The 9,694-nt window shown below is 69.5% G+C and carries 8 protein-coding genes; 6 read left to right on the top strand and 2 right to left on the bottom strand.

What is annotated here, in order from left to right:
* Window positions 1-133: 133 nt before the first annotated feature.
* Window positions 134-886: a response regulator gene (locus tag P409_RS16855; RefSeq protein ID WP_052120792.1), complete on the bottom strand. Its 753-nt coding sequence runs from the start codon at window positions 884-886 to the stop codon at window positions 134-136.
* A gap of 252 nt (window positions 887-1,138) precedes the next feature.
* On the opposite strand from P409_RS16855, the gene P409_RS16860 reads away from it, so the two are divergent.
* The 6 genes from P409_RS16860 to P409_RS38960 all read left to right on the top strand — a co-directional run bounded on the left by P409_RS16860 (window position 1,139) and on the right by P409_RS38960 (window position 8,683).
* Window positions 1,139-2,713 (top strand): flavin monoamine oxidase family protein, encoded by a 1,575-nt coding sequence (locus tag P409_RS16860; protein WP_034839731.1) that lies wholly within the window; start codon window positions 1,139-1,141, stop codon window positions 2,711-2,713.
* A gap of 51 nt (window positions 2,714-2,764) precedes the next feature.
* Window positions 2,765-4,372: a flavin monoamine oxidase family protein gene (locus P409_RS16865; protein WP_034839735.1), complete on the top strand. Its 1,608-nt coding sequence runs from the start codon at window positions 2,765-2,767 to the stop codon at window positions 4,370-4,372.
* 40 nt (window positions 4,373-4,412) lie between these two features.
* A complete protein-coding gene (locus P409_RS16870) occupies window positions 4,413-6,203 on the top strand; it encodes a thiamine pyrophosphate-binding protein (RefSeq protein WP_034839739.1) in 1,791 nt (596 codons plus the stop codon).
* Window positions 6,204-6,243: 40 nt separating this feature from the next.
* Window positions 6,244-7,272 carry a 3-oxoacyl-[acyl-carrier-protein] synthase III C-terminal domain-containing protein gene (locus P409_RS16875; RefSeq protein ID WP_034839744.1) on the top strand — a complete coding sequence of 343 codons (1,029 nt, stop codon included), beginning with the start codon at window positions 6,244-6,246 and terminating at the stop codon, window positions 7,270-7,272.
* Window positions 7,273-7,601: 329 nt separating this feature from the next.
* Window positions 7,602-8,372, top strand: coding sequence for a hypothetical protein (locus P409_RS16880; RefSeq protein ID WP_034839748.1), 771 nt, complete (start codon window positions 7,602-7,604; stop codon window positions 8,370-8,372).
* Window positions 8,373-8,530: 158 nt separating this feature from the next.
* A complete protein-coding gene (locus tag P409_RS38960) occupies window positions 8,531-8,683 on the top strand; it encodes a hypothetical protein (protein WP_161790414.1) in 153 nt (50 codons plus the stop codon).
* 34 nt (window positions 8,684-8,717) lie between these two features.
* On the opposite strand, the gene P409_RS16885 is transcribed toward P409_RS38960, so the two are convergent.
* On the bottom strand, window positions 8,718-9,347 hold the full coding sequence (locus P409_RS16885; protein ID WP_052120794.1) for a cysteine peptidase family C39 domain-containing protein: 630 nt from the start codon (window positions 9,345-9,347) through the stop codon (window positions 8,718-8,720).
* Between the last annotated feature and the right edge of the window lie 347 nt (window positions 9,348-9,694).

The raw sequence follows: 9,694 nt of genomic DNA on the forward strand, positions 1-9,694 counted from the left end.
AGGCCAGCGCGATCGAGGCCGGCGCGAATGGCGACATGCCCATCGGCGGGCTGGCGGACATGGCGCGAGAGCTGGCGCCGCTGCGCCGGGGCTCGATCGACGCCCTGATGACGGAAATCCGCCGGCCGGCGGCTCAGCCGCGCGCGTCGGTGCGGACGCCCAGCTTGTAGCCGACCCCGGTCACGGTCACGATCACCGGCGGCCCGCCGGCGGGAGCCTGCAGCTTGCGGCGCAGCCGGGCGACCAGCGCGTCGACCGTGCGGTCGCCGACCTCCGTGTCGCGGTTGCTGACGACCTCGACCAGATAGTCGCGGCTGAGCGGCCGGCCATTGGCCTGCACCAGCGCCGCCAGCAGGTCGAACTCGCCCCGGGTCACGCGCACCGGCGTGCCGTCCCGGGTCGTCAGCTCGCGCCGCGTCTGGTCCAGCAGCCAGGATTCGAAGGTGATCACGGTGTTGCTGTGGCGGGCGGCGTCGCGCTCCAGCCCGCGGCGGCGAAGCAGCGCCCGGGACCGGGCCAGCAGCTCGCGCAGCTTCACCGGCTTGGTGACGTAGTCGTCGCCGGCCAGCTCGAGCCCGACGACGCGGTCGACCTCGCTGTCCTTCTGGGTGACGAAGATGATGCCCACGGCGCTGGTCGACCGGATCTCGCGGGCCAGCTCGAAGCCGTCGCCGTCCGGCAGCTGGATGTCGATGAACAGCAGGTCGGCCGGGGTGCGCTTCAGGGCGCGGCGGCATTCGGCGCCGGTCGCGGCCTCCTCGACATCGAACCCCTCATCGGCGAAGTAGCGCGCGATCATCGAGCGGGTGACCGGATCATCCTCCACCACGATCAGGCGATCCCGTCTGCCGACGCCGCCCGGCCCGTCCGTCGTCCTGGTGCTCATCAACGATCCTGCCCTGCCCCGTGGCCGTTCCTTGTCGAGGCGCCACACGGATGAATGCGAACGGCCGTTCAAATCTGGTTTACATCCCGCGCCGCACAGGATGCTACACGAAGTGAGAGGATTCGGCATCCGAAGGTGCCGCCATGGTAGGAAACAGCCATGGGGCGGAGCAGGATTCGATAGCTTTTTCCTAAAATTCTTTTGAACGGGACGGATTCGGTCCGACCCCACCCGACCGGCGAGGAGGCGAACATGTCCGACCAGCAGGCGACCTACCCGCATGTCCCGATCGGCGAGATGCTGCAGCGGATCCGCCGCGACAATGCCGGGCACGGCACCAAGCACGTTGTCATCCTGGGCGCCGGCATCGCCGGGCTGGTTGCGGGCTATGAGCTGCAGCAGCTCGGCCATGCCGTCACCATCCTGGAGGGCAGCGAGCGCATCGGCGGCCGGATCCTGACGCACCATTTCAAGGACGGCAGCTACAATGAGCTGGGGGCCATGCGGGTCCCCGCCACGCATGACTACACCCACCATTACATCGATCAGGCCGGCCTGGCCGGGAAGCTGATCCCCTTCGTCAACAGCGTCGACCAGAACTTCCTCGACATCCACGGCGTGGTCTGCCGGATGAGCGAAAGCCGCAGCCGGATCTATCCGCGCTACGGCTTGCCGGAGATGCCGCCCACCCCCGACGGCGCCTATCCGCAGGATCCGGGCGGCGCCATCTTCGGCTGGGTGCTGGAGAACGCCATCGCGCCGCTGACGCCGTTCGAGCTGGACAGCCTGTTCAAGGGCGAGATGACCACCGACCGGCTGCGCTACCTCGACAGCCTGTCGCTCGGCGCCTTCCTCGACACCGTGCTGCCGCAGCAGGTCAAGCAGCTGGTCGGCGCCTATACCAGCCTCGCCGTCTGGTTCGAGAAGGCGGTGACGATGTTCATCCGCGACACCATCGTCGGCACCGGCAACAACCTGACCACGCTGCAGGGCGGCATGAGCCAGCTGCCCGACACGCTGGCGGGGATGCTGAAACCGGGCACGGTCCTGCTGCAGCACGAGGTCACGCGCATCCGCATCGCCTCCGAGACCAGCGTCGAGATCGGCTATGCCGGGCCGGAGGGACCGCAGACGCTGGCCGCGGACTACGTGCTGTGCACCCTGCCCTTCGGCGTCATGCGCCGGATGGCGCTGGACGGGTTCAGCTACGCCAAGCGCCTGTCGATCAGCCAGATGGCCTATGCCGCGTCGAGCAAGGTCATCCTCGACTGCCGCGAGCGCTTCTGGGAGTCCCGCTACGGCATCTATGGCGGCGGCTCGATCTCCGACGGGCTGCAGCGCCAGACCTACTATCCGATGGACCATCTGAAGGTCGAGCGCGGCCCGCTGCCGCCGCGGCCCTGGTCCAACCCGCACACCGGCCCGGCGCATGACGAGCGCACCGGCCCGGCGCCGGACGCCGATGCCTCGATGCCCGGCGCGCTGCTGGGCGCCTATTGCTGGGGGTCGGACGCGCTGCGCCTGGGACTGATGGAGCCGGCGGCGCAGGTCGAGGCCGTGCGCCGCGGCATCGCCCGGTTCCATCCGGAGATCATGGACGACAATCTGGTGGTCGATTCCGCGTCGATCTGCTGGCAGTCGCACAAATGGTCGGCGGGGGCCTTCGCCTTCCTGCTGCCCGGGCAACTCGGCACCATCTTCCTCGACGGCAAGAAGCCGGAGGGCCGGGTGTTCTTCGCCGGCGAGCACTGCTCGCTGGACCAGGCCTGGATCCAGGGATCGCTGATCGCCTCGCTGGAGGCGGTCGACCAGATCGTGAGCATCTGACGCGGCCGCCATCGCGGCCGGGCAACCATCCTTGCAGACGGAGGGACGATCATGGGTGCGGAACCCGAGGGCGTCATCGACTGTGCCATCATCGGCGGCGGCATGGGCGGCGTATACAGCGCCTGGCGGCTGGCCACAGCGCCGGATTCGAAGATCCCGGCGGCCGGCATCCACCTGTTCGAGATGAGCGACCGGATCGGCGGCCGCCTCGACACCGTGCGCCTGCCCGGCATGCCGCATGTGCCGGCCGAGCTGGGCGGCATGCGGATCATGACCTCGCAGACGCTGGTCATGGGGCTGGTGCAGCAGCTGGGCTTCGAGACCGTCAAGTTCCCGATGGGCGGGCCGGAGAACCTGGCCTATCTGCGCGCCCACCGCTTCCCGGTCCGCGACTACGCCGATCCCGACAAGGTGCCGTACTGGCTGACCGAGCAGGAAAAGGGCAAGTCGCCGTCGGCGCTGGTGGTGCAGGCGATCGAGACCATCATCCCCGGCGCCAAGAAGATGAGCAGCGCGGAGCTGCGCGAAGCCTGCTCCAAGGCCACGCTGAACGGCTTCCCGCTGCGCAATCACGGCTTCTGGCAGGTGCTGCTGAACGCGCTGAGCGTCGAGGCCTACAACCTCGCCCTCGCCGGCGGCGGCTTCAACACGGTGCTGACCAACTGGAACGCCGCCGAGGCCATCCCCTGGTACATGGAGGACTGGTCGATCCCGGCGAACCAGACCCCCTATGTCCATCTGCCCGAGGGCTACGAGGCCCTGCCCCGGCGCCTGTGCGACGAGTTCGAGGCCGCCGGCGGCCGCGTCCATCTGCGGCGCGAGCTGATCGCCTTCAGCCGGCGCGAGGACGGGCTGTACGCGCTGACCATGCACGACCACGGCCTCGGCCATGACCATGTCCTGCTGGCCCGCCGCCTGATCCTGGCGATGCCGCGCCGGTCGCTGGACCGCATCGCCGAGCATCCGCTGGACCGGGCGGGGCCGAGCGAGTTCTTCGCCAAGCCCGGCGTGGCCGAGCTGCTGGCCACCGTCACCGGCCAGGCGCTGTACAAGTTCGCCCTGGCCTATCCCGAGCCCTGGTGGCACGCGCTGGGCCTGAGATCGGGCGATTCCGTCACCGACCTGCCGCTGCGCCAGATCTACTATTTCGAGACCGAGGGCGAGATGGCCGGCGGCGACCCGCGCAACACCAACTCGCTGCTGGTCGCGGCCTATACCGACGGCATCTCGGTCGATTACTGGGAGGGCGTCCGCCACAGCGGCCCCCGGTTCGAGGGCCGCGCCAACCCCTTCGTCGCGGGCCTGCCGCGGCTGCCCGACATCTATGACGTCAGCGCGCTGATGGTGGCCGACGCGCACCGCCAGCTGAAGGAGGTGCATGGGGTGGCCGAGGCGCCGGAGCCCTATGCCGCCGCCTTCCGCGACTGGGGCGACGATCCCTATGGCGGCGGCTGGCATTCCTGGAACATCGGCGTCGACACCGCGGCGGTGATGCCCCGCATCGTCAAGCCGGTGGCCGACGATGAGGTCTATATCTGCGGCGAGTCCTATTCGACCTATCAGGGTTGGGTCGAGGGCGCGCTGCAGACCGCCGAGATGATGCTGACCGCGCATTTCGGCCTGGCCGCCCCGGACAGCAGCCTGGCCTCGGCCGCCTGACCACCCACCTTCCACCGCCCGCCGCCGAGAGACCCCGACCATGCTGCAGCAGAGCACGACCTACTACCGCACAGTGACCGACCGGACGGTGTCGCAGCTGCTGCTCGACTACCTGAAGCTGGAGAATGTCCGCTACCTGTTCGGCATTCCCGGCGGCGGCATCATGTACCTCCTCAACGAGCTGCGGCTGCGCGAGGAGGAGTTCACCTACATCGTCTGCCGGCACGAGACCGGCGCCGCCTACATGGCGGACGGGCTGCACCGGGTGACCGGCGGGCTGGGCGTCGTCCTGGCCACCACCGGCCCCGGCGCGGTCAACGCCCTGACCGGTGCCATGAACGCCCAGGCCGACCATTCCGCCGTCCTGACCATCACCGGCGAGGTGGCCGAGAACTATTTCGGCAAGGGCTATCTGCAGCAGGGCATCGACGGCACGCTCAATGTCGACGCCGTCTATCAGGCCTCGGTGCAGTACAGCGCCATGATCGCCAGCCCGGACGATTTCGGCACGCTGTTCACCCAGGCGCTGCGCGACGCGCTGTCGATCCCGTTCCGCGCCACCCATATCAGCCTGCCGGTCGACGTCTCCAACGAGCCGCCGAGCAAGCCGGTGCCGTTCCCGACCAGCTGGGAGCATTACCGCACCGTGCCGAAGGCCAGCGACATCGCCCGCACCGACCTGGCGCTGGACCGGCTCTTGAAGGCGAAGCGGCCGCTGATCATGCTCGGCAACGGCAATCGCTTCGCGATGCAGGGCGAGCGCCTGGAGAAGTTCACCGCCTTCGTCGAGCGCTTCGGCATCCCGGTGATGACCTCGCCCGACGGCAAGGCGCTGTTCCCCGAGACCCACCCGCTGTCGCTGCGCAACTACGGCATGGCCGGCTGCATCTGGCCCAGCCTGTACATCGCCGCCGCCGGCGGCGGTCCGGCCTATGACGCGCTGATGGTGATGGGGTCGGTGCTGGGCAACCTCGCCACCAGCAACTGGAACACCGCGCTGCTGCCGAACGGGCCGTTCATCCAGGTCGACGCCGACCAGTCGGTGATCGGCCGGGCCTTCCCGATCGAGCTCGGCATCGTCAGCGAGCTCGGCCAGTTCATCGACGACCTGTGCGCGCTGGCGGCGCTGCGCCAGCCGGACGAGGCCGCGGTGGAAGAGCGGAAGGGCTATATCCGCTGGATCCGCGACACCCACGCGCCATGGTACGACCCGGAGAAGCGCGACTCTCAGGCCACCCCGATTCTGCCGCAATCGGCGATGCGGGTGATCAACGAGGTGGTGCCGACGGGCAGCCACATCTTCATCGACTGCGCCAACTGCGTCGGCTGGACGCTGAACGACCTGGCGATCGACCCGCCGACCCAGCTGCACCTGTCGCTCGACACCGGCCCGCTCGGCTTCGGCACCTGCGCCGTGGTGGGCGGCAAGCTCGGCGCGCCGGACCGGACCTGCATCGCCATCACCGGCGACGGCGCCTTCCTGATGCATGGCAGCGAGGTGTCGACCGCCGCACGTTACGGCATCGGCGCGATCTGGATCGTCATGGACAACAACGACCTGGCGATGGTCAGCCAGGGCAACGCGCATTTCTTCCCAAAGCCGCCGGTGCCGTCCTGGACCGACTACTATAAGCTCGGCGCCCCGGACCTGGTCGCCTTCGCCACCGGGCTGGGTGCGACAACCTACACCGTGCAGGACCCGCAGGGGCTGCGGGCCGCGCTGACCAAGGCGATCAGTCAGGCCGAGGCGTACCGGCGGCCGCAGGTGATCGTGCTGGAGATCGACCGGTCGGAGGTGCCGCCCTACTACCGCACCCCGCCCCAGGCCTGAACGTGCCCCCCGCCCCCACGTTTCGCGGAAGGACGCGTGAATGGTTGACAACACCGCCCGCATCAAGGGCGTCGGCTTCGCGGTGCCGGAGCAGGTCCGGACCAACGATGCGCCGGTCTTCGACTGGATCAAGGCACACAACCCGCCCCATTCGGACCTGTTCAAGGGCTTCGACCAGCGCCGGATCCTGGCGCCGGGCCAGACGCTGCTGGGGCTGATGGCCGAGGCGGCGGCCGCAGCGCTGGTCGATGCCGGGCTGGGCGCCGGCGATATCGACCTGCTGATCGGCATCTCGTCGGTGTCGGACTATGTCAGCCCGAACGGGCTGGTGGCGTTGCACCAGACGCTGAACCTGCCGCCGCGCTGCCAGGTGCTGCCGCTCGGGACCGAGTTCACTGTCTTCAATGACGGGCTGGTGCTGGCCGAGGCGATGATCCGCACCGGCCGCGGCCTGCGCAACGCGCTGGTCGTCTGCGGCTGCAACTGGAGCCGGCACGTCAGCTACCATGAGGCGACCTGCATCGGCGCCGCGGACGGTGCCGGCGCCGCGGTGATGGCCGTGAGCGACGACCAGCAGCGCTTCGCCCTGGTCGACGTCGTGACCGACACCGATACCAATTATTTCGGTGCCATGCATATGAGCGCCCGGCCGGCCGGCACGATCGACCCGCCGCCGCCCTATCTGGCAGAGAGCTTCACCACCCCGCTGATGTATATCGGTGATGCTGGAGCCGATTCCTACAAGGAGTACGGCGCCAAGGTTCCGCCGCGGATCGTCGACCGGCTGCTGCGCCGCAACGGGCTGGCCGCCGGCGAGATCACGCTGATCGCGCACCAGGCCTCGTCGGTGCTGAGCGATGCCTGGGCGGAGGCGATCCGGCCGGGCCAGTACCTGACCACGCTCCCCGAATACGCCAACATGACCTCGGCGTCCGTCCCGGTAACGCTGGCGGCGCGCTATGCCGAGATCTCGCGCAACGACCTGGTGCTGCTGACCATCGGTCTGCAGCAGCAGACCTCTGCGGTGCTGCTCCGCCGCCGGTGCAACCGGGGGCAGATCGGCATCTGAACCGGCTCGGAACGCCGGGCTGCTCCCCTCGATTTCTGACAGATGCGGGCCTCGGCCGATCTGGCCGGGGCCCGTCGTCATTCCGACAGATGCCGCGACCGCCGGTAGAGATCGACCTCCCTGCCAGTCATCGGCCGTCTCATCCTATGCGAATGGTGGTTCATACCCCAGTCACAGGGATGAACACCGCAAGGCCTATACATAAGCACACGCTGATTCACGCAGTATTCCGCCAAGCCCTTTGGCGTCTACCGGCGGAATATTGCGATATGACTGAGCCGCTCGGACAGCCACGGCGGCCGATCAGCTGTCGACAGGAGGAGGTCTTGATGCACAGCAGAACAGCCCTGGGGAGCGAGCCTGCGCCGGCCGGTTGGCCGGCCCTGTTCGGGACGATCGAGGCCCGCTGCGGCGTCCCCGGTGCCGCGAGCCAGACGATCGGTCCGGACGGGGCGGCCTTCCGCGCCATGTATCTGGATCTCGGCGTCATCCGCGACGCGCTGCGGTCGGCGGATGCCGAACCTGCCATCGTCACCATCTGCGCCGATGTGCTGAACATCCCCGACCGCTTCGACTGGCGGCTGGACCGGACCGAGCTGGTGATCGTGGCCCGGCGGGTCCAGTCGGCCGGCTACGCCACGGTGAATCTCGACTATCGCGACGGCAGGGCCGCGAGCCTGTCTTTCTTCACCGAGGAGATCGACGGCCGGTTCCAGGCCATCGCCGTCACCGCTCCCGACGGGCCGCAGCCGGTCGCGTTCATCTTCGACACGCCCCCCGCGACGGGCGGGGTGCGGATCCACATGCCGGGCCGCCAGCCGGTCGACACGCCGCTGGACGACATGCGCGACCTGCAGCCCCAGGCGATCGCGATCCTCGAGCAGGCGCTCAGGACCGAGCTGACCTTCGCCTCGCTGCTGCGCGAGCAGCGCCCGCATCTGGCCCTGGCGATGGCCGGCTGGATCAAGACCTGCGCCGAGGGCCTGCCCGGCCTGGCGCGGATGGCGGCGGAGATCGATGCCCTCGCCTTCGCGCAGGCGGGCGCCGCCGGCACACCATCGATCCCCTGGCGGGGAGCCGCGATCGCCGCGGCCGGCTGACGGGCAACGGCGCCCCTGCTCCCGAACAGCGGCATCCGCCGCGCCGGCGCCGGACCGGCTCCGGGCGGTCGGATCGTTGCCCCTCCCGCATCTCTGTCGCTATGAAAGCTTCGCGCCGGCACCTTGTCGGCGCCCTGCCGGCCTCGTCCGGAGGGGCCTTGGCCGTCGACAAGATCGCCATCATCGTCGGCGGCGTGTCCGCGGCGAAGATCATCCTCGCCGCGAGGGCGCCGGTGGTGAAGTTCCCGGTCACCCTGGTCGAGAACCGGCTGGTGACGTGGCGCCCGGCGCCGTTCAACGCGCACGCCTGAGAGCACGTTGATCGGGCCGGCACCACCCTCCGCCTCAGGGCAGGATGGCGATGCCGCGGCCGGCGAAGAACCGGTCGAAGGTCTCGACCGGAAGGGCCACGGACTCGCGCGATGCGCGGTCGTGGCCCGACGGGTTGTGGAAGACCAGCATCCCGTCCTTCTGGCCGTGGACCAGCACCAGATGCCCGCCCTTGGCGGGCGGATCGCTGTCGGGCCGGCGGATCGACGGGTGCACCGAGGCGATGAAGAAGGTGGCGCCGCGCAGGACACCGGGGATGCCGCGGGCGCCGATACCGGTGACGATCTGCGCCGACAGCCCGAATTCCGCCCGCACATAGGCGACGAAGGGCGCGTAGATCAGGCCGCGGATCGACTCCCTCTCGACCACATAGGCGCCATGGCGCGTGGCCCCGCGCGCCAGCTCCAGGATCGGCGGGGCATCGCCGCTGCGCGCGGCCAGCACCATCCGCAGGCAGGCCATGCCGCAGACATGGTTGGCCCAGCGGGCATACTCCGCCGCGTCGGCCGCGCCGGAGCGGGCCCAGTTCGGGTCCTCGGCCAGGGGCAGCGTGCCGTCCAGGATCTCCCCGGCCCGGTCGGGCGACTCCCATTGGCAGACATACGGCACCGGCCCGGCCGCCCCCCGCTGCGCGAGATCGTTCATTCCCTGTCGCTTCCCCTTCGTCCCCGGCCTCAGCCCGCCGGCAGGCTGACCGTGCCGCCAGCGGTCTCCACGATTTCCTGGACGATCGCAAGCCCCAGGCCGCTGCCGGCACCGGGTCAAGCGCCGCGACCGCCGGCTGCCGCCATGGCAAAGGCAGCGGATCCCGAGGCCGGCACCGTCCGGGCTCGTCGCGATCATCGTTGCGATCCACGGGAATGCGGGTATACCGCGAGGATCATTCTCAGCAGGCGGACCATCATATGCCGGGATTCTCGCAAGCCGCCGCGCGCCTGGCGGGCCGCTGCCGGTGGGCTGCGGTCCTCGCCGCCGCCGCGCTGGCATCCGCC

The sequence above is a fragment of the Inquilinus limosus MP06 genome, from assembly GCF_000767795.1.
Classification (GTDB): Bacteria; Pseudomonadota; Alphaproteobacteria; order DSM-16000; family Inquilinaceae; genus Inquilinus; species Inquilinus limosus_E.

Bases quoted from the DNA above. Each gene is read 5' to 3' on its own strand.
- P409_RS16870 (WP_034839739.1), top strand. From the start codon at position 4,413: ATGCTGCAGCAGAGCACGACCTACTACCGCACAGTGACCGACCGGACG.
- P409_RS16875 (WP_034839744.1), top strand. From the start codon at position 6,244: ATGGTTGACAACACCGCCCGCATCAAGGGCGTCGGCTTCGCGGTGCCG.
- P409_RS16855 (WP_052120792.1), bottom strand. From the start codon at position 886: ATGAGCACCAGGACGACGGACGGGCCGGGCGGCGTCGGCAGACGGGAT.
- P409_RS16865 (WP_034839735.1), top strand. From the start codon at position 2,765: ATGGGTGCGGAACCCGAGGGCGTCATCGACTGTGCCATCATCGGCGGC.
- P409_RS16885 (WP_052120794.1), bottom strand. From the start codon at position 9,347: ATGAACGATCTCGCGCAGCGGGGGGCGGCCGGGCCGGTGCCGTATGTC.
- P409_RS16880 (WP_034839748.1), top strand. From the start codon at position 7,602: ATGCACAGCAGAACAGCCCTGGGGAGCGAGCCTGCGCCGGCCGGTTGG.
- P409_RS16860 (WP_034839731.1), top strand. From the start codon at position 1,139: ATGTCCGACCAGCAGGCGACCTACCCGCATGTCCCGATCGGCGAGATG.